The following is a 21,814-nucleotide window of genomic DNA, read 5'->3' on the forward strand; positions in this document are numbered from 1 at the left end:
AGGTGACGGACATGAGCGAACCAACTGATCAGGCGGTCTACAAGACCCTGCTTGAGTCCACCCGGGCGATCCCCTGGAAGATCGACTGGAAGAGCATGACCTTCGCCTACATCGGCCCGCAGATCGAGACGCTGCTGGGCTGGTCGCAGGCCAGTTGGGTCAGCGCCGAAGACTGGGCGACGCGCATGCACCCGGACGACCGCGAGAAAGTGGTGCAATTCTGCATCGCGCAGTCGCAGAACGGCGTCGATCATGAGGCCGACTACCGTGCGCTGACCGCCGCCGGCGATTACGTGTGGATTCGCGACGTGGTGCACGTGGTGCGCGACGACAACGGCGAGGTGGATTCACTGATCGGCTTCATGTTCGACATCAGCGAGCGCAAGAAGACCGAGGAGCAGCTGCTGACCCTGCAGAAGCAGCTGGAGGAATACTCCTACAAGGATGGCCTCACCGGCGTCGCCAACCGGCGCATGTTCGACACGGTGCTGGCCAGCGAATGGGCCAATGCCCAGCGCACCCAGCAGCCACTGTCGCTGATCCTGCTGGATATCGATCATTTCAAGCAGTTCAACGACCATTACGGCCATATCCAGGGCGACGACTGCCTGAAGAGCGTCGGCCAGGCGCTGAGCCGCGCGGCCAGCCGGCCACGGGATTTCGTCGGGCGTTTTGGCGGTGAGGAGTTCGTGCTGGTGCTGCCGGACACCGATGAAGCCGCCGCCCGGCATATCGCCGAGCGCTGTCGCCAGCAGGTGCGCCAGCAGCGCATTGCCCACGAGCGCTCTGCCGTGTCGTCCCTGCTCACTATCAGCCTCGGTGTCGGCACCATCGTGCCGGGCGCCCACGATCGCCCGCTGGACTTCCTCAACAGCGTCGACAAGCTGCTCTACCAGGCCAAGCAGCGCGGTCGCGACCGCGCGGAAGTGGCCAAGGCACCTGCTCGTTCGACGCTGGATGGTGCCGCTGACGCCCGCGCTTGAGCAATCGTTAACCTGAGCGTAACGATAGCGCGGGCTGCTTGATTGATGACCATAAGGTCACGCTCCTAATGTGCCTCCACGACAGCGGAACTCGTGGAGTCTTCAATGACAACAACAATATCCCCACCGCCGCAGTGGTCGCGTCGTCGCGCTGAAAAAGCCCGGCGACTCGATCAGGTGCGCAATCTTGCCGATGGCGTGGTGTTGCCCAGCGACAAGATCGTCGCGGCGCTCGAAGCGCTGATCGCCCCCGGTGATCGCGTGGTGCTCGAAGGCAACAACCAGAAGCAGGCGGATTTTCTGTCTCGCTCGCTGGCCAAGGCCGACCCCGGCCGACTGCACGACCTGCACATGATCATGCCCAGCGTCAGCCGCGCCGAGCATCTCGATCTGTTCGAACGCGGCATCGCCCGCAAGCTCGACTTCTCCTTCGCCGGACCGCAAAGCCTGCGCATCGGCCAACTGCTCGAAGACGGGCAGATGGAAGTCGGCGCCATTCACACCTACATCGAACTCTATTCGCGCCTGTTGGTGGACCTGATCCCCAACGTCGCGTTGGTCGCAGGCTTCCAGGCCGACCGCCACGGCAACATCTACACCGGCCCGAGCACCGAGGACACCCCGGCGCTGGTCGAGCCCACGGCGTTCAGCGACGGCATCGTGATCTTCCAGGTCAACGAGATCGTCGACGAGCTGCCGCGCGTGGACATCCCCGCCTCCTGGGTCGATTTCGTGGTGGTGGCGGACAAGCCCTTCTATATCGAACCGTTGTTCACCCGCGACCCGCGCCACGTCACGTCGGTGCACGTGCTGATGGCGATGATGGCGATCCGCGGCATCTACGAAAAACACAAGGTGCAATCGCTCAACCATGGCATCGGCTTCAACACCGCCGCCATCGAGCTGATCCTGCCGACCTACGGCGAATCGCTGGGCCTGAAGGGCAAGATCTGCCGCAACTGGACCCTCAACCCACACCCTACGCTGATCCCGGCCATCGAGACCGGCTGGGTCGAGAGCGTGCACTGCTTCGGTACCGAGCTGGGCATGGAGAACTACATCGCCCAGCGCCCGGACGTGTTCTTCACCGGCCGTGACGGCTCGATGCGCTCCAATCGCATGATGTGCCAGCTGGCCGGGCAGTACGCGGTCGACCTGTTTATCGGCGCCACCCTGCAGGTCGATGGTGATGGTCATTCCTCCACCGTGACCCGTGGGCGCCTGGCCGGCTTCGGCGGCGCGCCGAACATGGGCCATGACCCGCGCGGTCGTCGTCACTCGACACCCGCCTGGCTGGACATGCGCCCAGGCGACAGTGAAGCGCCGCTGCTCGAGCGCGGCAAGAAGCTGGTGGTGCAGATGGTCGAGACCTTCCAGGAGGGCGGCAAACCCACCTTCGTCGAGCAGCTCGATGCCGTCGACGTGGCGAAGAAGGCCGGCATGCCGCTGGCGCCGATCATGATCTACGGCGACGACGTCACTCACCTGCTCACCGAGGAAGGCATCGCCTACCTGTACAAGGCGCGCACCGTGGAAGAGCGCCAGGCGATGATCGCCGCAGTGGCCGGCGTCACCGCCATCGGCCTGCGCCACGACCCGAAAGAAACCGTACGCATGCGCCGCGAAGGGCTGATCGCCTTGCCCGAAGATCTCGGCATCCGCCGCACCGACGCCAGTCGCGAACTGCTCGCGGCCAAGAGCATCGCTGAGCTGGTCGAGTGGTCGGGCGGCCTGTACAACCCGCCCGCCAAGTTCAGGAGCTGGTGATGAATGCACTGACTGCAATTCAGCCGCAGCTTTCATTAGGGGATTGGCTGGCCGACCTGGCGGTCGATGCACTGATCGACGAGGCCGACCTGTCGCCCAAGCCGGGCCTGGTCGACCGTCGCGGCAGTGGCGCGCACACCGATCTGCACCTGGCCCTGATGCACGCTTCGGCGCTGGCCCTGTGGCCGAGCTTCAAGGCCATGGCCGAGGCCGCGCAGCAGCGTGGCGAGATCGGTCTGCAACTGCGTGAAGACGTAGGCCGCATTGGTCGCGAAGGTGAGGTGGAGATGCTGCGCGTCACTGGCGGCGTCAACACCCATCGCGGCGCGATCTGGGCGCTGGGGCTGCTTAGCGCCGCCGCGGCGCTGGATGCCAGAGAGTTGGCTCCGGCGCAGGTCGCCCTGCGCGCCGCACGCCTGGCGTTGCTCAACGACCGCGCCGCGCCCGTCACTGGCGACAGCCACGGCGCGCAGGTGTGCCGTCTGTACGGTGTGCATGGCGCTCGCGAGGAAGCGCAGCTTGGCTTTCCCGCGGTGATTCAGCAGGCGCTGCCACAACTGGCGCGCAGCCGCACCGCCGGGGCAGGGGAGCAGAACGCTCGCCTCGATGCGCTGCTGGCGATCATGACCCAGCTGGCTGACACCTGCGTGCTGTATCGCGCCGGCATGGCCGGGCTGACGTGCATGCAGAGCGGTGCCCGCGCGGTGCTCGCTGCCGGCGGCTGCGCCAGCCTCGACGGCCGTCGCCATTTGCGCGATCTCGAACGCGACATGCTGCGCCTACGTGCCTCGCCTGGCGGCGCTGCCGATCTGCTCGCCGCCACCCTGTTCCTCGACCGCCTGCAGCATGGCCTGCCGGCGCAGCTTGGGAGTCTGTGAAATGGAAACCCTGTCTTTTCAATTCCCCGCCGGGCAACCGGCCAAGGGTCGCGCGCTGGTAGGTTGCGTCGGCTCCGGCGACCTGGAAGTGCTGCTCGAACCCGGCCAGGCCGGCACCCTGGCCATCGAAGTGGTGACCTCGGTGAACGGCAGCGCGCCGCGCTGGCAATTGCTGTTCGAACGCATGTTCCGCGAGCAGCAGTTGCCCGCGCTGAACATCGCCATTCATGATTTTGGCGCCACGCCCGGCGTGGTGCGCCTGCGCCTGGAACAGGGCCTGGAGGAACTGAACCATGGCTGAGCAAAACATTGCACGCCTGCTGGCGCAGCGCAGCTTCACCGAACTCGGCGCCCGCGAGCGGGCCCGCGCACTGCTCGATGCCGGCAGCTTCCGCGAGCTGCTCGATCCGTTCGCCCGGCTGATGTCGCCCTGGCTGCCCAAGCAGGGCATCGTGCCGCAGGCCGATGACGGCGTGGTGGTCGCCAAGGGGTTGATCGACGGTCAGCCTGCGGTGGTGATCGCCATCGAAGGTGCCTTCCAGGGCGGCAGCCTCGGCGAAGTGGGCGGCGCGAAAATCGCCGGTGCCCTGGAGCTGGCCGCCGAAGACAACCGCAATGGCACGCCGACCCGCGCCGTGCTTCTGCTGGAAACCGGCGGCGTGCGTCTGCAAGAAGCCAACCTGGGGCTGGCGGCCATTGCCGAGGTCCAGGCTGCCATCGTCGAGCTGCGCCAGTATCAGCCGGTGATCGGCCTGGTCGCCGGCCCGGTGGGCTGCTTCGGCGGCATGTCCATCGCCGCCGGGCTGTGCAGCTACCTGCTGGTGACCCGTGAGGCACGCCTGGGGCTCAACGGCCCGCAGGTGATCGAACAGGAAGCCGGGCTGGACGAATACGACTCGCGCGACCGTCCCTTTATCTGGAGCCTGACCGGCGGCGAGCAGCGTCACGCCAGCGGTCTGGTCGACGGCTACGTGAGTGATGACGTGGACGCCATTCGTAGCGAGCTGCACGGGCTGTTCGCCCAGGGCAAACCTGCGCTGGAACGCAGCCGTCGCCACGCCTGGTTTCTCGAGCGCCTGCGTGACGTCGACACCTCGATCCAGGCCGATGCCGCTGCCGTGCGCAGCGCCTACCAGGGAGCATGAACATGACAACTGCACAGGAACAACGCGGTCTGCACTGGTTTCAGGCCCTGACCGGAGCTGCTCAACCGCTGCAAGGTTTGCCTGCCTCGCTGCGCGTGGCCGACTGCGAGCTAGCCGGCCAGGCGGTGCGTTACATCGTCGTGATCGCTGACGCCGACAACCCCTTCCCCCGCGCCCGCAACGGCGAGGTCGGCCTGCTCGAAGGCTGGGGCCTGGCCCAGGCCGTGGACGACGCTATCGAGGCGGATCGCAACAACCTGCACAAGCGTGCGCTGATTGCCATCGTCGATGTGCCGAGCCAAGCCTATGGTCGCCGTGAGGAAGCCTACGGCATTCATCAGGCGCTGGCCGGCGCGGTGGACGCCTATGCCCGTGCTCGCCTGGCCGGCCATGCGGTGGTCGGTTTGCTGGTCGGTAAGGCCATGTCCGGCGCCTTCCTCGCGCACGGCTACCAGGCCAACCGCCTGATCGCCCTGCGCGACGCCGGGGTGATGGTGCACGCCATGGGCAAGGCCGCTGCCGCGCGTATCACCCTGCGCAGCGTCGACGAGCTGGAGGCGCTGGCTGCCAGCGTGCCGCCCATGGCCTATGACCTGGACAACTACGCCTCGCTTGGCCTGCTCTCTGAGGTGCTCGATGTGGAACAGGTGACGCAGCCGACGACGGCCGACCTGTTGCGGGTAAAAGACGCCCTGAGCCGGACATTGGCCGATATCGCCGAGGCCCCGCGCGACCTGCGCAACCGTCTGGGCGCCGCCAATCGCGCGGCCTCCAGCCAGGTGCGCGAGGCGTTGCGCGCGCAGTGGTGAACAGGTCGCTCACGGCCACCGTAGGGTGCGCTATGCGCACCAGAGCTTTCTTCGATAACCCGGTGCGCACGGCGCACCCTACGTCCGAGGATCATTTGATGCTTCACACCCCCCGTCCACATGATCTGCTCTGGGGCTTGCGCCCCGAGCACCTGCCACAGGAGACGCCGGCCTGGGCTCGTGCCGCCCTGGGCGGGCATGTGCCGGTGGTGGTGCGGCGTGCTCCCGCTGAGCCCGGCTGGGTCGCGGTCGGTATCCGTGGCGCGGCGCGTGAACAGCGACATGCCACCTGGATACATGTGAGCGATATCAGCCGTCTGGTCAGTCCGCAGGCGGTGGCCAGGGCCGGGCGCTGGCGCAGCCACGCTCAGCCGCAGTGGCCGGCGTTGCGCGCGTTGAGTCAGCTGGCGCCGCGTCTCGATGCCCTCGGCCTGGCCTGGGGCGTGACCGGCAGCCTCGGCTTCGAGCTGGCCAGCGGTATCAGCGCCGCGCACCCTGACAGCGATCTCGACCTGTCGCTACGTGTGCCCCATCAGCTTCCGCGCGACGAGGCGCGGACGTTGTGTGTGCTGGTGGATGACGCGCCGGGCCGTATCGACCTGCAACTGGAAACCCCATACGGCGCCGTGGCGCTGCGCGAATGGGCCAGCGAGGCGCCACGCGTGTTGCTGAAAACCCAGAACGGCCCGCTGCTGGTCAGCGACCCGTGGCAGTTGCAACAGGTGGCGGCATGAGCACGCTCTGGGTCTTCCCCGGCCAGGGCGCGCAGCAGCCCGGCATGCTCCACGCCTTGCCCGATGCGCCGGTGGTGCGGGTCTGTATCGAGCAAGCCAGCGCTGCGCTGGATGAGGACGTACGCCTGCTGGATTCGGCCGAGGCGCTGCAGAGTACCCGCGCCGTGCAGCTCTGCCTGTTGATTGCCGGCGTGGCGGCCTCGCGCCTGCTGATCGAACGCGGGCATCACCCGGACTATGTCGCCGGCTTGTCCATCGGTGCCTACGCTGCCGCGGTGGTGGCCGGTGCGCTGGAGTTTGCCGATGCCGTACGCCTGGTCGCCTTGCGTGGCGAGCTGATGCAGCGCGCCTATCCCAGTGGCTACGGCATGACCGCCATTCTCGGCCTCGACCAGGCCAGCGTCGAACGCCTGCTGGCCGAAGCCGAAGGCCCGGTGTACCTGGGCAATATCAACGCTGAAACCCAACTGGTGATCGCTGGCAGCGATGCCGCCATGGCCGCCGTGGCCGAGCGCGCTCGCACCCTTGGCGCCGGCATGGCCAAACGCCTGGCCATGAGCGTGCCGTCGCACTGCGAACTGCTCGATGCACCGGCTCGTGAGTTGGCCGAGGCTTTCGCTGGCGTCGAGCTGCGTACCCCCCAGGCGCGCTACCTGAGCAGCAGCTCGGCGCGCCTGATCCGCGATCCCGGAACCTTGCGCGACGACCTGGCTTACAACATGAGCCGCGTTGTCGACTGGCAGGCCACGCTCGTCACCGCCTATGAGCGCGGCGTGCGCCTGCACCTGGAACTGCCACCCGGCGGCGTGCTGACCGGGCTCGCCCGGCGTGTCTTCGACGCCGGCCAGGCAATCGCCTTCGAGGGCGCACGTCTGGATACACTCGACGCCATGTTGCGTCAGGAGGTAAGCCGCGACCGCTGAGCCGTAGCGTTTACCGAAGCACAAGAACAACAACTTCGATACGAAACGAGGACAACAACAATGATCATCTACGGTGTCGCCTTCCTGGCGTTCTGCACCCTGGCAGGCATCTTCATCGGTGAACTGCTGGGCAAACTCATCGGCGTGCCCGCCAACGTTGGCGGTGTCGGTATCGCCATGATTCTGCTGATCTTCCTCGGCAGTTACCTGAAAAAGCGCGGCCTGTTCACCGGCAAGTCGGAACAGGGCGTGGAGTTCTGGAGCGCCATCTACATCCCCATCGTGGTTGCCATGGCCGCCCAGCAGAATGTCTACGGTGCCCTCAAAGGCGGCCCAATGGCGATTCTTGCTGGCACCGCTGCCGTCGCTATCGGTTTTGCGCTGGTCCCCGCACTGAGCCGTATTGGGCAAAAGAAGCCTGAACCCGACGTAGCCCCCTCCCTGAACAAAGCGCCACGGTGACTGCCATGTACGAATCTTTGATGAAGGTCATTACCGGCTACAGCCTGCTCAGCGGCTTCGCCATCATCGGCATCACCATGTGGGTGTCGTACTGGATTTCCGACAAATTCACCAAGGGCCGTCTGCACGGCTCGGCTATCGCCATCCTGCTCGGCCTGCTGCTGTCCTATATCGGCGGTGCCTACACCGGCGGCCAGAAAGGTCTGGTGGATATCCCGCTGTTCGCCGGCATCGGCCTGCTCGGCGGTGCCATGCTGCGTGACTTCGCTATCGTCGCCACCGGTTTTGGCGTCAGTACCGAAGAACTCAAGCGCGCCGGTTTCGCCGGGGTGCTGGCGCTGTTCGTCGGCGTCTTCGCCTCCTTCGTGGCGGGTGTCGGGGTGGCCATGGCCTTTGGTTACACCGATGTGGTCAGCCTGACCACCATCGGCACCGGCGCGGTGACCTACATCGTCGGCCCGGTAACTGGTGCAGCCATCGGCGCCAGCTCCGACGTAATGGCGCTGTCGATTGCTGCCGGCCTGATCAAGGCGATTCTGGTGATGGTGGCGACGCCCTTCATCGCGCCCTATATCGGTCTGAACAACCCGCGTAGCGCGGTGATCTTCGGCGGCCTGATGGGCACCTCCAGCGGCGTGGCCGGCGGCCTGGCGGCAACCGATCCCAAGCTGGTGCCATACGGCTGTCTGACAGCGGCGTTCTACACCGCACTGGGCTGTCTGCTTGGCCCGTCGTTGCTCTACTTTCTGATGCGAGGCCTTCTAGGCTGACCTTTGCCCGCCCTTGTGGCGGGCTTTTTCTTCGGGCTGAACGCGCTGCCCTGTGGGAGGCGCTTCAGCGGCGACGCTTGCGACTAAGAACCTGTTCACGATCTCGCGAGCTAGAGCCATACAAGGCAAAAACAGGCGAGGACGTGGAGTTTACGAGCTGTAAATGAGCAGTCCGAGCCTGTTTTTAACGCAGTAGGGCCGACGCGCAGCAGATCGTGAACAGGTTCTAAGACTGCCGGCTATACATCCGGCATTCGGCCAGCAACGCCAGCAGGTTCGGGTCGCGCTCCTTGGCCTTGAGAAAGACCACGCCGATATGCTGCTGCAGGTGATACTTGGCCTGCAGCGGGATCAGCTTCACGCGGTTCTCGTACACCGCCGCCACGCGTCCCGGTAGCAGGGCATAACCGACGCCCGAACTGACCATGCTGAGCAGGGTGAAGATGTCTTTCACCTGCATCGCCACCTTGGGCTCGAAGCCGGCCTGCTTGAACACCCGTTCGCCGTCGCGGAAGGTGGCGTAGCCCTGGGTCAGAGTGATGAAGGTCGAATCGCGCAGAGCGGCCAGGTCCACCTCGGCGTGATCGGCGAAGGGCGAGTCGTTCGGTGCGGCGAGGAAAATGTCGTCGGAGAACAGCGCCAGCTGCTCGCAATCCGGATCGCTGACGCTGTCGTCGAGGGCAATGAGGATGGCGTCCAGCTCCATGTTCTTCAGCTTGTACAGCAGGTCGACGTTGGAGCCGAGCACCAGGTCGATGTTCAGCTCGCTACGGCGCAGCTTCAGGCCCATGATCAGTTGCGGCACGGTCTTCACGGTCAGCGAGTAGAGCGCACCGAGTTTGAAACGCTCGGCGCCGAAACCCGCCGCTTCGCGGGTCAGACGTACCATCTCCTGGGCGTCCTGGATCAGCTTCTGCGCCTTTTCTTCCAGCACGTAGGCGCTCTCTAGCGGGATCAGGTTGCGCCCTTCATGCTTGAACAGCGGGCAGCGCAGCGCGCTTTCCAGCGAATGGATGGCGCGGTGCACACTGACGTTGCTGGTCTGCAGCTCGCTGGCGGCACGCGCCAGGTTGCCGCTGCGCATGAAGGCGAGAAAGACCTCCAGCTTTTTCAGAGTCAGTTCTTCATCGATCAGCATCGTGCATTTCCCGAGACGCGATGAGCCATTGTGCCGCATCCACGCCGGTCAGCGGTGATCGCTCGGTGCGACTTTGGTTGCAGGCGGCGATGTCTGGAATGCCCCCTTGTTTGTCATTTCAATAGTGTTGATATGATTGCCGCGCAGGCACTACCGTAGAAGCAGTCCCGCATTGGTAAAGGCCAGCGCCTTCACCAAGCGCCATTGCTGTTCGAGGAGTACCGCCATGAACGATTTCGCTTCACTGCCCGTGACCTCCGGCCTGAAGGCCCTGCAAGCATTGATTCGTGGCGAGCTGCCGGCGCCTTCCATCGGCGAGACCATGGGCATCCAGGCGGTGCAGGTGGAGGCGGGCAGCATCGTGTTGGAGGGCCGCCCGGATCAGCGTCACCTGAACCCAGCCGGCGCCGTGCATGGCGGCTTCGCGGCCACCTGCCTGGACGGCGCCGCGGCGCTGGCGCTGTTCTCCACCCTGGAGGCGGACGTGCCGCACTCGACGGTGGATCTCAACGTCAAGTACGTGCGTCCGCTGCGCCCCGGCGAGGTCTATCAGGTGCGCGGCTGGGTGGTCGAGCGCACCCGTAGCCTGGCGATCTGCGACGCGCACATCCTCGATGCGCAGGGCAAGCTGTGCGCCAAGGCCACTACCACCTTCGTCATCGGAGTGGCCAAGGCATGAAGGAACTCATCGTTCAGGGCCCCGGCCAACTGGCCTGGGTCGAGGCGCCCGATCCACAACTTGCTACTCCAGCCAGTGCGTTGGTCAGGCCCATCGCCTCGGCCTCCTGTGATCTGGATAGACGCCTGATCGCCGGCACCACACCGTTCAAACCGCCGTTCGCGCTGGGCCATGAATGTGTGGCCGAGGTGCTGGAGGTTGGGTCGGCCGTGCGTAACCTGCGCCGTGGCGATCTGGTGTCAGTGCCCTGGAAGATCGCCTGCGGCAGTTGCGCTCAATGCCTGGTCGGGCGCTCCAGCGCCTGCACGACAGTACCGCGCATGGCCGCCTACGGCGTACCGGCGGGTGGCCACTGGGGCGGGCTGTTCTCCGAGGTGGTGCAGGTGCCCTTCGCCGACGCCATGCTGGTGCCCTTGCCTGCCGGGCTCGACCCCGTGGCCGTGTCCAGCGCCAGCGACAACCTCACCGATGCCTGGGTGGCCGCCAGCCGGCCGCTGGCCACACGGCAGGATGCCCGTGTGCTGGTGGTCGGCGGCACGGAAAGCCTCGGCGTGCTCGCCGTGCAAATGGCGCGGGCCGCTGGTGCGGCCAGCGTGGATTACCTCGATGAGCATCCACTGCGCCAGCAGCTTGCCGCATGCAGTGGTGCGGGTGTCGACCTGGCGGGGCGCGATCTCGATCGCAGCTACGACCTGGTGATCTCCGCTACCCGTGATCATCAGGCGCTGCGCCGTGGCCTGTTGGCGCTGGCACCTGGCGGGCATTGCTCGTGTATCGGCATCATCTTCGACGATCCGAAGATTCCGCTGTTCGACATGTACCTGCGTGACGTCACCTTTTCGGTCGGCGCCTGCAGCGTGCAGCAGCACATCCCCAAGGTACTGGATCTGGTGCACAGCGGCCGTTGCGATCCGTTGCTGGTCAATCCGCAGGTGGTGGGCTGCGAGGATGCGCCGCAAGCGCTGATTCAGCCGCTGACCAAGTGCATCGTGGTGCGCGAGCGCATCACCTGAGACGGCTCAGTTGAGATGCTCGGCAAGCGCCAGCATCACCCGGCGCCAGGCGTCCTGACCGTCGGCGTCGGTGGTGGCGAAGGCGTCGCGCAGGGTGCGCCGTTCCAGCTCGGTGGCTTCGGCCTCCAGCGCCGTGCCTGCCTCGCTCAGGGCCAGCAGCTTGAAGCGATGCCGGCCCGGTTCGCGGCTGTATTGCACCAGCGCCTGCTCGAACAGGTGCGACAGCGGACGATGCAGCGCCTGATTACTGACGCCCAGGGTGATGGCCAGTTCACCGACGCTGATTGCATCGGCGCGGGCGATCACATACAGAATACGGTGGTGCACGCGGGACAGCCCGCGCGCCTCGAGAAAACGGTCGGCCTCCACCGTCAGGCCGCGGAAACCGAAGTGCAGCAGCTCGAGGCTATGGTCCAGTGGGTCCAGCGATTTCAGGTTCACGGACGCCGTATTGATCTTTTTCTCGATGACCATGGGATATTCACGCGGATTGAAGTGACGCACAGCCTAAGGCCTGCACCCGCCCCTCACAACACGACACAGGAACATGCACATGCAACTGATCTACGCTGCTGCTTCACCTTTCGCCCGCAAGGTTCGCGTGCTGGCCGCGGAAACCGGCCTGTTGGATCGAATCGAATTGCTCGACACCGCCGTGCTGCCGACCACGCTCAACGAACGGGTCAATGCCCTCAATCCGTTGGGCAAGATACCGGTGCTGCTGACCGATGACGACCAGGTGCTGTACGACAGCCGGGTGATCTGCGAATACCTCGACACCCTGCACGCGGGGGCGAAGCTGCTGCCGAGCGGTGCTGCGCGCTGGCAGGTGCTGCGCCTGGCCGCACTGGCCGACGGCCTGATGGACGCGGCCCTGCTCGCGCGTTACGAGCGCGGTGTGCGCCCGGCCGAGCTGCAGTGGGCGGCCTGGCTGGATGGCCAGCTAGGCAAGGTGCAGCGCTCCCTGGCGGAGCTGGAGCGCCAGGTCGAACGACTACAGGGCCCGCTCGACCTGGGGCAGATCGGCGTCGCCTGCGCGCTGGGCTACCTGGACTTCCGCTTCGCCGACCTCGACTGGCGCGCCGCTCATCCTGGTCTGGCCGCCTTCCAGCAGACCTTCGCCCAGCGCGCCTCCATGCTGGCCAGCGCGCCGGTGTGAGAGTCGTGCGGGCCTGACGCTTATGTTGCGAACGCGAGCTGCGGGTTCCATCCCGTGGAGGTGACAAGCCGTTACACTCCAAGGTCTTTCCTGGCCATGGGATGGTGGTGTTAAGGTACATTGCGTGCAAAGTCATAATTTAGGCTGCGCGCATACCCGTGGAGCCGCAGGACGAGTGCCCGTAACGCCGATAAGGTGACCAGTTCGAAAACAATAATGATGAAAAAACACCTCAACGATCAGCTATTCGAAATCATCGCGACGAGCATCAAGAGCAAGCGATTGAAAGCCGGCACCTTGTTGCTGGAGGGACCCTTGGCGGAGCTGTTCGGCGTCAGCCGGTCACCCGTGCGCCAGGCGCTGGTCAATCTGCACCAGGCCGGTTTGATCTGCACCTTCGATGGCCGCGGGTATCTGGTCGGTGCCGAGCCCGGCGAGGTGTTGCGGCGCAAGCTGGAGGCCGCCGACTTCCAACTGGCAACGGATGAGGCGCAAGCCCCGCGCAAGACCGAAAGCTGGAAGGCGGTCTATGACCAGATCGAGCGCGACCTGCTGCATCAGTCGCTGTTCGGCACCTACCGCATCAATGAGTTGGAGCTGTCACGCCATTACGGTATCAGCCGCACGGTCTCAAGCCAGGTGCTCACACGCCTGTCGTTGATGGGCCTGGTTGAGCGCGACGAGCGCTCGCGCTGGCAGCTCGGCCAGTGGGACGAGGAACGTCTCGGCGAGCTGTACGAAGTGCGCCGCCGCCTGGAGCCGTACGTGTTGATGAGGGCTGCGGAGTTCCTGGAGGTCGAGCAACTGGAAGGCTATATCGCGCGCTTGCATCAGGCGATGGCGATGTACCCGGACATGGACAGTCGCCAGTTCGACGACCTGGAAAGCGACCTGCACATCGAGACCCTGGGCCGCTGCCCGAACCGGCAGATGCTGCAGATTCTGCGTCGTACCCATTCGCTGTTGCTCTCGGGCAAGCACATCCTGCTCGATAAGAGCTACTTCCCGGATGAGGAACCCTTCTTTCGCGAGCACCTGATCATTTTCGAGAATCTGCAGGCCGGTCGCCCTGATCTGGCAGCGCAGAGCATGGAAGCGCACCTGGTGATCGCCGAGCGCAAGGTCAAGCAACGCCTGGCGCAATTCCGCGAGCAGAACGTCATCCAGGCTGTGCCTTATCTGGAGCGGATCGAGGCTTAGGCTGCGTTGCGCGGGCAGGCAGCGCAACACTCTTTCCTCGTGGGAGCGGACTTGAGGCCAAGACACCGGCAGGCCTGGATCTGCGGTGACCCATTCGCGGACAAATCCGTTCCCACAGGCTGATTCAGCAGCGCCCAGTAGAGGCGCCGGTGATCAGGTCACCGCGCCCACCTGCCAGGGTACGAACTCGTTGTCGCCGTAGTTGTACAGTTCGCTCTTGGAGGGCTCGCCCGAGGCGATTTCGATGAGGATGTCGAAGATCTTCTGCCCGGCTTCGGCGATGCTCAGCTCGCCATCGACGATGCCGCCGCAGTTGATGTCCATGTCTTCTTCCAGCTTGCGATACATCTCGGTGTTGGTCGCCAGCTTGATGCACGGCGCGGGTTTGAAGCCGGACACCGAACCACGACCGGTGGTGAAGCAGATCATGTTGGCGCCAGAGGCTACCTGGCCGGTCACCGAGACCGGGTCGTAGCCGGGGCTGTCCATGAACACGAAGCCGCGCTCGGTGATCGGTTCACCCCACTCATACACGCCGTTGAGCGAGCTGGTACCGCCCTTGGCCGCAGCGCCCAGGGATTTCTCCAGAATGGTGGTCAGGCCGCCGGCCTTGTTGCCGGGCGAGGGGTTGTTGTTCAGCTCGGCTCCGTTGATATGCGTGTAGTGCTCCCACCAGCTCAGGCGGTCGAGCAGTTTCTGCGCGACCTCATGACTGATTGCGCGGGCGATCAGCAGGTGCTCGGCGCCATAGATTTCCGGGGTCTCGCTGAGGATCGCAGTGCCGCCGTTGCGGGCCAACAGGTCGGCGGCGTAGCCGAGCGCCGGGTTGGCAGTGATGCCCGAGTAGCCGTCGGAACCGCCGCACTGCATGCCGACCATGATGTGTTCGACGCTCTCCGAGGTGCGCTCCAGGCGACCGATGGCTTCCAGCATGTCGGTCACCTGCTCGATGGCGCGCTGGATGCTGGCGCGGGTGCCGCCGGCGTTCTGGATGTTGAAGACACGGAAGTTCGGCCCTTCGCTGATGTTGTAGCGTTTCATCAGCGAGGAAATCTGGTTGGTCTCGCAACCCAGGCCGATCACCAGGGCGCCGGCGATATTCGGGTTGCAGGCGTAGCCCCAGATGCTGCGCTCGAGAAATTTGAAGCCCTCCGATTCGGTATTGATCGCACAGCCGCTGCCATGAGTCAGCGCCACCACGCCGTCGATGTTGTAGCGCTTGAGCAACTCCGAGCCGTTGAAGTGCGCGGCGACTGCGCGCGACACGGTTGCCGAGCAGTTCACCGTGGACAGGATGCCGATGTAGTTGCGCGTGCCGACGCGGCCATCCGGCCGGCGGTAGCCCATGAAGCGGCGACGCTGCTCCGGCGGCAGTACCGGGGTGCGAGTGATGGGGGGCGGCAGCGTGCTGTTGGTGTGGCTTTCCGGCATCGACACGTTGTGGGTATGTACGTGGGCGCCGGCGGCGATGGCCTGGCTGGCCAGGCCGATGACCTGACCGTACTTGAGCACGGCTTCGCCGGCGGCGATGGCGCGGCGGGCAATCTTGTGCCCGGCGGGGATATCGTCCTGGGCCTCCAGGCCAAGGCTCTCGACACGGCTGCCGCGAGCCAGGGCGCGGCGTGCGACGGCCACGGAATCTTGATCGCTGAGGATAACCACGGTCGGGCTATTGGTGATGAGTTGCATGGCGCGTTCTCGTTGTTGTTGTGATCGTCTGGCCAGGATACTGACAAAAATGAACATTGCGCGCAATAATTTACGATGTTAGTGTCATCGCCACACAGCTGCTCGGCAGCCACAAAAACAACAATGTGAGGCCTTCCTGATGGACCGTTGCCATCTCTCGGGGCACGTCGGCAATCAGCCGTTTCCCTGTCCGGTTTTCCCCGCCTTCCGTCGATGGGGCGCGCGTCATGCATAAGCTCATCGAGGGTTACTTCACCCTGCTCAAGGTGCTCGGAATCATCTGTCTGATCACCATGGTGGTGCTGGTGTTCGGCAACGTCGTGCTGCGCTATGCCTTCAACGACAGCATCCTGGTGTCCGAGGAAGTCTCGCGCTGGGCCTTCGTCTGGCTGACCTTTCTGGGCGCGGTGATCCTGCTGCGTGAACGTGGCCACATGGGCGTCGACCTGGCCCTGCGAGCCCTGCCGGGCTGGGGTGAGAGAGGCTGCCTGATCCTTTCGCAGCTGCTGATGCTGGCCTGTTCGGGGTTGTTCTTCTGGGGCAGCTGGCAGCAGGTGCAGATCAACTGGAGCATGCCGTCACCGGTCACCGGCTGGTCGATGGGCCTGTTCTATGGTACGGGCGTGTTCTTCGGCTTGTCGGCCTGCGCCATTCACATCTACGAGATCGCGCGGTTGGCCATGGGCGGTGAAATCCATCGTCCGGAAATCGCCACCGAGATTCATCAGTAACACGCCCGCTGGCCTGCACCTGCCACGGGCGGTGCGCTCCACATAACAAGAACGGAGTGATGAGATGATCATCATCGCGATTTTCGTATTTTCCCTGCTGGGCGCCATGGCGATTGGCGTACCGATTTCCTATGCGCTGATCCTCTGTGCACTGGCCATGATGTATCACCTGGACCTGTTCGATGCGCAGATCGTCGCCCAGGGGCTGGTCAACGGAGCGGACAGCTTTCCGCTTATGGCCGTGCCCTTCTTCATGCTGGCCGGCGAGCTGATGAACGCCGGCGGCCTGTCCAAGCGCATTGTCAACATGGCTGTCGCGCTGGTCGGGCACATCAAGGGTGGCCTCGGTTACGTGACCATCCTGGCGGCCTGCGTGCTGGCCAGCCTGTCTGGCTCGGCTGCCGCCGATGCTGCCGCACTCGCCGCGCTGCTGGTGCCGATGATGGTCAAGGTCGGACATGACCGCGCCACCTCGGCCGGCCTGGTAGCCGCTTCGGGGATCATCGCACCGGTGCTGCCGCCGTCCATCGGCCTGATCCTGTTCGGCGTGGCCGCCAACGTCTCGATCACCAAGTTGTTCCTGGCCGGTATCGCACCGGGTCTGATGATGGGGCTGTCGCTGTGCGTCGCCTGGTACCTGGTCTCGAATCGCGAAACCCTGATCACCCGTCCGCGCGCGCCGCTGAAAGAGATCCTCAAGGCCTTCTATGAAGGCGTATGGGCGTTGCTGCTGCCGGTGATCATTCTGGTCGGGCTGCGTGCCGGCATCTTCACCCCGACCGAGGCCGGCGTGGTGGCGGCGGTGTATGCGCTGTTCGTATCGCTGGCGATCTATCGCGAGCTGACCTGGAGGAGCATGTACCAGGTGCTGCTGTCCTCGGTGCTGACCACCTCCATGGTGATGTTCCTGGTGGCCTCGGCGATGGTCGCGGCCTGGATGATCACGGTCGCCGACCTGCCGAGCTCGGTGGTCGAGGTGCTCGAGCCGCTGATGGACAGCCCGCGCCTGCTGATGCTGCTGATCGTGGCGATCATCGTGGTGATCGGCATGGCCATGGACATGTCGCCGATCATCCTGATCCTGGCGCCGGTGATGATGCCGGTCGCGGTCCAGGCGGGCATCGATCCGGTGTACTTCGGCGTGATCTTCGTCATGACCTGCGCCATCGGCCTCATCACCCCGCCAGTCGGTCTGGTGCTGAACGTGGTGGCCGGCGTTTCCAAGATCGATTTTCTGGCCACGGCGCGCGGCGTGATGCCGTTCCTGCTGGCAGAGCTGGTGATCATCGGCCTGCTGCTGCTGTTCCCGCAGCTACTGCTGGTCCCTGCGCAGTGGCTGTACTGACCCCAGATTGCGTAGCGGCCGTTCCCTGACGGCCGCTACCCAGGGCTTCTTCCGCCCACATCCATGCCGGAAACGGCACACATAAAAACAAGAGGACATAGTCATGAAATTCATCCCCAAAGCGCTGACTGCACTGCTGTGCTCAACCGCGATGCTGCTGTCGGCGGCGGTGCACGCCGAGGAAATCAACCGTCACAACTTCAAGATCGCCTTCGTGCAGGCCAAGGACCACCCACATGGTCTGGGCGCGCAGAAGTTCGCCGAGATCATCAAGGAAAAGAGCGGCGGCAAGATGAAGGTGATGGTGTTCGCCAGCGGCACCCTGGGTGGTGATGCTCAGGTGATTTCCTCTGTACAAGGCGGCACGGTCGACATGACGCTGGTCACCCCGGGCCTGCTGTCCGGCATCGAGAAGGGCTTTGCCCTGTATGGCCTGCCGTTCCTGTTCCAGGACACCGAAGAAGTCGATGCGGTGCTCGATGGTCCGGCCGGACAGAACCTGCTCACCACCCTGGAGCCGCACGGCATCATCGGTCTGGGCTACTGGGACCATGGCTTCCGCCACGTCACCAACAGCAAGCATCCGGTCGAGAAGGTCGAGGACCTCAAGGGTCTGAAACTGCGCCTGCAGCAGATACCCACCGCCATCGAGTCTTTCCGCGCGCTGGGCGCCAGCGTTGTACCGCTGTCGTTCACCGAGCTGTACACCGCGATGGAAACCCGCACCGTGGATGGCCAGGAAAACCCGCTGGCGGCGATCGAGACCTCGAAGTTCTACGAAGTGCAGAAGTACCTGTCGCTGACCGGCCACTTCTACGATCCGCTGGTCGCGATCTTCAGCAAGCGCACCTGGGACAAGCTCAACGAGACCGAGCGTGAGCTGGTGCGCAGCGCCTCGCTGGAGGCCCAGGCATACGAGCGCAAGGTGTCCCGCGAGATGGCCGTGAGTTCGCGCGAAGCGCTGGCCAAGCACGGCATGCAGATCAACGAGGTCGCTCCGGCGGAGATCGAGCGCATGCGTGAGCAGGTGCGTCCGACCGTCGAGAAGCTGGTGGCCGAGTATGGCCCTGAGCTGATGGTCGAAATGAATGCCGAGATCGTCAAGGTCCGCAACGCCCAGTAATCCCCTCCTGCAGTTGGCCGTCGTCCGACGGCCGCTGCGCCTGCACGCAAGGTAGAAACGCTCATGACCGCTATCAATGTCGGTTTCATCGGCCTCGGATTGATGGGCCACGCCATGGCCGCCAACATCCAGAAACGGGGTTTCGCCCTGGGGGTGATGGCGCACCGCAACCGCCAACCAGTCGAAGACCTGGTCAGCAAGGGCGCCCGTGAATATGCCAATGCCGCCGAGCTGACCCGCGCCGTCGATGTAGTGCTGCTGTGCCTGCCCGGCAGTGCCGAAGTCAGCCGCATTCTGGCTGGCGATACCGGCATCCTCGCCGGTCTGCGCCCTGGACAGATCGTCGTCGATTGCAGCACGGGCGACCCGAATCGCACCGCCGAGCTGGCTGCCCAGGTGACCGCTGGCGGTGGGCATTACCTCGACACACCGGTCAATCGCACGCCCAAGGATGCCCAGGCCGGGCGCCTCAACGTGCTCGCCGGCGGTGATGCCGAGGTGCTCGACAAGGTGCGTCCGGTGCTCGAGTGCTTCTCCGAGACCATCCATCACCTCGGCCCGCTGGGCTCGGGCCACAAGGCCAAGGTGGTCCACAACTTCATCTCCCAGGGCAACGCCACCATCCTCGCCGAGGCGTTCTGCACGGCGGCGAAGAATGGCATCGACCTGGCCGCATTCGCCGAGATCTGCAGCATGAGCGGCGGCTACAGCCGCACCTTCGAGCGGATCATCCCCTACGTCCTGCACGGCGATGACTCCGGGCAGCAGTTCGCCCTGGCCAACTGCGAGAAGGACATGCGCTATTACACCGAGCTGACCAAGCTGACGCCGACCACCGGCATCGTTTCCGACGCGGTGTACCAGACCTTCATGCTGGCCAAGGTGCTCGGCCACGGCGACAAGTACGTACCGCGCCTGTTCGACGTGCTGGGCGAAATCAATGGTGTACGGGTCAGCGCCCGTCAGGAGGACAAGGTATGAAACTGCTGCGTTACGGCCCGCCGGGCCAGGAAAAACCGGCTCTGGTCGCGGCCGATGGCAGCCTGCGCGACCTGTCGCTGCACGTGCTCGACATCAGCCCGCGGGTGCTTGACCCCAAGGCGCTCGACGAACTGCGCGCGCTTGATCCGACCAGCCTGCCGAAGGTCGAGGACGGCGTGCGCATCGGTACGCCCATCGCCAATATCGGCAAGCTGATCTGCGTCGGGCTGAACTACGCCGACCATGCCAAGGAATCCAACCTGCCGGTGCCCAGTGAACCGGTGCTGTTCATGAAGGCGACCAGCGCCATCTGTGGTCCCAACGACGCCGTGATCATTCCGCGTGGCTCGGAAAAGACCGACTGGGAAGTGGAGCTGGGCATCGTCATCGGGCGCAAGGCGCAGTACGTCGAGTGTGAGCAGGCGCTGGAGCATGTCGCCGGCTACTGCATCGTCAACGACGTGTCCGAGCGTGCCTACCAGCTCGAAAGGGGCGGCACCTGGGACAAGGGCAAGGGCTGCGACACCTTCGCTCCCATCGGTCCCTGGCTGGTGACGCCTGACGAAATCACCGACCTGCGCAATCTCGACATGCACCTGAGCGTGAATGGCGAGACCCGGCAGAACGGCAACACCCGCACGATGATCTTCTCCATCGACGAAATCGTCAGCTACATCAGCCAGTTCATGACGCTCAACCCGGGCGACGTGATCTGCACCGGCACGCCACCGGGCGTGGGCGCGGGCATGAAGCCGCCGCAATTTCTCAAGCCCGGTGACCGCATGCGTCTGAGCATCAGTGGGCTTGGTGAGCAATGTCAGGAAGTAGTTGCCTGGCAGCGTTGAGGCTGCCCTTTGCTCCCCTCTCCCGCATGCGGGAGAGGGGCTGGGGGAGAGGGGTGAAGCGTCCGTAAGGGCGTCCCCCAGAGCATAGGCATTCCCTCGATAACTCTTGTTCGCACCTGTAGAGAACCAATCATGCAACGACGCCTGTATCCGGGGCGCGATTTTCGTCGTGCGCAGAACATCGAAGAACTACGTGAGATGGCCCGCCGCCGCCTGCCCAACTTTTCCTTCGAGTACGTCGAAGGCGGGGCGGACGATGAGTTCACCCTCAATCGCAACCGCACGATCTTCGAGAGCGTGACCCTGCAACCGCGCACCTTGCGTGACGTCGGTCAGCGCAGCCTGGAGCGCAGTTTCTTCGGCCGCGCCTCGCAATTGCCGTTCATGGTCGGGCCCACCGGTTTCAACGGTCTGCTGACGCGCGACGGCGACCTGCACCTGGCGCGCGCCGCTGCGGATGCCGGCATTCCCTTCGTGCTGAGCAATGCTTCGACCACTTCCATCGAGGACATCGCCGCAGTCGACGGCGTGCGTGCCTGGATGCAGATCTACCTGTACCGCACCCGCGATCACGTGGCCAAACTGGTCGAGCGGGTGAAACGGCTGAACCTGGAAGCCATCGTGGTGACCACCGACAGCGCCATCTTCGGCAATCGCGAGTGGGACAAGCGCAACTACGCCAAACCGCTGCAGCTGGACCTGCGCAACCGCCTCGATGTGTTGTGTCACCCCGAGTGGATCTGGGACGTGCTGGTGCCCGATGGCGTACCGCGTTTCAAGAACCTCGGCGGCCTGCTGCCGCCCGGCAAGGACTCGGTGAAGGGCGCCGCCAGCGCACTGGCCGCCGAACTCGACCCGACCCTGAGCTGGGACGATATCGCCTGGTTGCGAGACATCTGGCCCGGCAAGCTGATCGTCAAGGGCATGATCCATCCGGATGACGCGCGCCTGGCGCTGCAGTACGGCGTCGACGGTGTGGTGCTGTCCAACCACGGCGGGCGCCAGCTCGATGGTGCGGTATCGGCGCTGGAGACGCTGCCTGAGGTGGCGCGCATCAACCAGGGACGGATGGAGATTTTCCTCGATGGTGGTTTCCGTCGTGGCAGCGACATCGCCAAGGCCCTGCTGCTGGGTGCCAGCGGCGTACTGATCGGTCGCGCCGGCCTATACGGCCTGGCCGCGGGCAAGGGCCCAGGCGCTGTGCACGCGCTCGAGATTCTGCGTACAGAACTGGATCGCACCCTGGGCCTGCTCGGCTGCAGCAGCCTGGAGGAACTGACCCCCGACCTGATCCACGCGCCGCACTGGCGTGCGCTGGCCGAACGTATGCGCGCCTAGTTTTCCCTCCGTCTCGTACTTCCCCACGATTGCGGTACGAGGCGGTTTTTTATTGCCAACATGAAGAAGGGCGCCGAGGCGCCCTTCTTCATGTCTGCATAG

General features: G+C 64.7%; 23 protein-coding genes. 20 read left to right on the forward strand and 3 right to left on the reverse strand.

Annotated elements, in window-relative coordinates:
* Positions 1–11: 11 nt before the first annotated feature.
* From JWV26_RS11310 to madM, 10 genes are all read left to right on the forward strand, one after another.
* Positions 12–983 (forward strand): GGDEF domain-containing protein, encoded by a 972-nt coding sequence (locus tag JWV26_RS11310; RefSeq protein ID WP_206419076.1) that lies wholly within the window; start codon positions 12–14, stop codon positions 981–983.
* A 105-nt stretch (positions 984–1,088) separates the two neighbouring features.
* Complete coding sequence (gene mdcA / locus JWV26_RS11315; protein WP_072423622.1) at positions 1,089–2,750, forward strand: malonate decarboxylase subunit alpha; 1,662 nt, start codon at positions 1,089–1,091, stop codon at positions 2,748–2,750.
* On the forward strand, positions 2,750–3,628 hold the full coding sequence (locus JWV26_RS11320; protein ID WP_206419077.1) for a triphosphoribosyl-dephospho-CoA synthase: 879 nt from the start codon (positions 2,750–2,752) through the stop codon (positions 3,626–3,628). Before mdcA ends, JWV26_RS11320 begins: the two co-directional genes overlap by 1 nt.
* Before the next feature lies 1 nt (position 3,629).
* Positions 3,630–3,929: a malonate decarboxylase subunit delta gene (locus JWV26_RS11325; protein WP_072423620.1), complete on the forward strand. Its 300-nt coding sequence runs from the start codon at positions 3,630–3,632 to the stop codon at positions 3,927–3,929.
* Positions 3,922–4,773 (forward strand): biotin-independent malonate decarboxylase subunit beta, encoded by an 852-nt coding sequence (locus tag JWV26_RS11330; RefSeq protein ID WP_206419078.1) that lies wholly within the window; start codon positions 3,922–3,924, stop codon positions 4,771–4,773. The genes JWV26_RS11325 and JWV26_RS11330 overlap by 8 nt, the downstream gene beginning before the upstream one ends.
* A 2-nt stretch (positions 4,774–4,775) precedes the next feature.
* Complete coding sequence (gene mdcE, locus JWV26_RS11335) at positions 4,776–5,582, forward strand: biotin-independent malonate decarboxylase subunit gamma (RefSeq protein ID WP_074915342.1); 807 nt, start codon at positions 4,776–4,778, stop codon at positions 5,580–5,582.
* Between the two features lie 98 nt (positions 5,583–5,680).
* A complete protein-coding gene (locus JWV26_RS11340) occupies positions 5,681–6,316 on the forward strand; it encodes a malonate decarboxylase holo-ACP synthase (RefSeq protein ID WP_206419079.1) in 636 nt (211 codons plus the stop codon).
* A complete protein-coding gene (gene mdcH / locus JWV26_RS11345; RefSeq protein WP_072423616.1) occupies positions 6,313–7,239 on the forward strand; it encodes a malonate decarboxylase subunit epsilon in 927 nt (308 codons plus the stop codon). Before JWV26_RS11340 ends, mdcH begins: the two co-directional genes overlap by 4 nt.
* Positions 7,240–7,299: 60 nt before the next feature.
* Entirely contained in the window at positions 7,300–7,701 is a 402-nt protein-coding gene (gene madL / locus JWV26_RS11350; RefSeq protein WP_072423615.1) for a malonate transporter subunit MadL, read from the forward strand.
* Between the two features lie 5 nt (positions 7,702–7,706).
* The gene (gene madM / locus JWV26_RS11355; protein WP_072423614.1) at positions 7,707–8,471 is read left to right on the forward strand and encodes a malonate transporter subunit MadM; all 765 of its coding nucleotides are present in this window, start codon (positions 7,707–7,709) and stop codon (positions 8,469–8,471) included.
* 226 nt (positions 8,472–8,697) lie between these two features.
* On the opposite strand, the gene JWV26_RS11360 is transcribed toward madM, so the two are convergent.
* Positions 8,698–9,609, reverse strand: coding sequence for a LysR family transcriptional regulator (locus JWV26_RS11360; protein WP_074915336.1), 912 nt, complete (start codon positions 9,607–9,609; stop codon positions 8,698–8,700).
* Positions 9,610–9,835: 226 nt separating this feature from the next.
* Here JWV26_RS11360 and JWV26_RS11365 point away from each other — a divergent pair, with 226 nt between their 5' ends.
* Complete coding sequence (locus JWV26_RS11365) at positions 9,836–10,288, forward strand: PaaI family thioesterase (protein ID WP_206419080.1); 453 nt, start codon at positions 9,836–9,838, stop codon at positions 10,286–10,288.
* Positions 10,285–11,301 (forward strand): zinc-dependent alcohol dehydrogenase, encoded by a 1,017-nt coding sequence (locus JWV26_RS11370; protein ID WP_206419081.1) that lies wholly within the window; start codon positions 10,285–10,287, stop codon positions 11,299–11,301. The genes JWV26_RS11365 and JWV26_RS11370 overlap by 4 nt, the downstream gene beginning before the upstream one ends.
* Before the next feature lie 6 nt (positions 11,302–11,307).
* Here JWV26_RS11370 and JWV26_RS11375 read toward each other — a convergent pair whose 3' ends face one another.
* The gene (locus tag JWV26_RS11375; RefSeq protein WP_072423610.1) at positions 11,308–11,775 is read right to left on the reverse strand and encodes a MarR family winged helix-turn-helix transcriptional regulator; all 468 of its coding nucleotides are present in this window, start codon (positions 11,773–11,775) and stop codon (positions 11,308–11,310) included.
* A gap of 79 nt (positions 11,776–11,854) precedes the next feature.
* On the opposite strand from JWV26_RS11375, the gene JWV26_RS11380 reads away from it, so the two are divergent.
* The gene (locus JWV26_RS11380; RefSeq protein ID WP_072423609.1) at positions 11,855–12,460 is read left to right on the forward strand and encodes a glutathione S-transferase; all 606 of its coding nucleotides are present in this window, start codon (positions 11,855–11,857) and stop codon (positions 12,458–12,460) included.
* 216 nt (positions 12,461–12,676) lie between these two features.
* Positions 12,677–13,660: a GntR family transcriptional regulator gene (locus JWV26_RS11385; RefSeq protein ID WP_206419082.1), complete on the forward strand. Its 984-nt coding sequence runs from the start codon at positions 12,677–12,679 to the stop codon at positions 13,658–13,660.
* 153 nt (positions 13,661–13,813) lie between these two features.
* Here the strand turns inward: JWV26_RS11385 and JWV26_RS11390 are convergent, their stop codons facing one another.
* A complete protein-coding gene (locus tag JWV26_RS11390; protein WP_206419083.1) occupies positions 13,814–15,349 on the reverse strand; it encodes a UxaA family hydrolase in 1,536 nt (511 codons plus the stop codon).
* A 227-nt stretch (positions 15,350–15,576) separates the two neighbouring features.
* On the opposite strand from JWV26_RS11390, the gene JWV26_RS11395 reads away from it, so the two are divergent.
* From JWV26_RS11395 to JWV26_RS11420, 6 genes are all read left to right on the forward strand, one after another.
* Positions 15,577–16,080, forward strand: coding sequence for a TRAP transporter small permease (locus tag JWV26_RS11395; RefSeq protein WP_196457462.1), 504 nt, complete (start codon positions 15,577–15,579; stop codon positions 16,078–16,080).
* A gap of 67 nt (positions 16,081–16,147) precedes the next feature.
* Entirely contained in the window at positions 16,148–17,425 is a 1,278-nt protein-coding gene (locus tag JWV26_RS11400; protein WP_206419206.1) for a TRAP transporter large permease subunit, read from the forward strand.
* 103 nt (positions 17,426–17,528) lie between these two features.
* Entirely contained in the window at positions 17,529–18,548 is a 1,020-nt protein-coding gene (locus tag JWV26_RS11405) for a TRAP transporter substrate-binding protein (RefSeq protein ID WP_206419084.1), read from the forward strand.
* Positions 18,549–18,611: 63 nt separating this feature from the next.
* Positions 18,612–19,529 carry an NAD(P)-dependent oxidoreductase gene (locus JWV26_RS11410; RefSeq protein WP_206419085.1) on the forward strand — a complete coding sequence of 306 codons (918 nt, stop codon included), beginning with the start codon at positions 18,612–18,614 and terminating at the stop codon, positions 19,527–19,529.
* Complete coding sequence (locus JWV26_RS11415; protein ID WP_206419086.1) at positions 19,526–20,374, forward strand: fumarylacetoacetate hydrolase family protein; 849 nt, start codon at positions 19,526–19,528, stop codon at positions 20,372–20,374. Before JWV26_RS11410 ends, JWV26_RS11415 begins: the two co-directional genes overlap by 4 nt.
* A gap of 132 nt (positions 20,375–20,506) precedes the next feature.
* Entirely contained in the window at positions 20,507–21,712 is a 1,206-nt protein-coding gene (locus JWV26_RS11420; protein ID WP_206419087.1) for an alpha-hydroxy acid oxidase, read from the forward strand.
* The last annotated feature ends 102 nt before the right edge of the window (positions 21,713–21,814 follow it).

Source organism: Ectopseudomonas toyotomiensis (assembly GCF_017167985.1).
Classification (GTDB): domain Bacteria; phylum Pseudomonadota; class Gammaproteobacteria; order Pseudomonadales; family Pseudomonadaceae; genus Aquipseudomonas; species Aquipseudomonas toyotomiensis.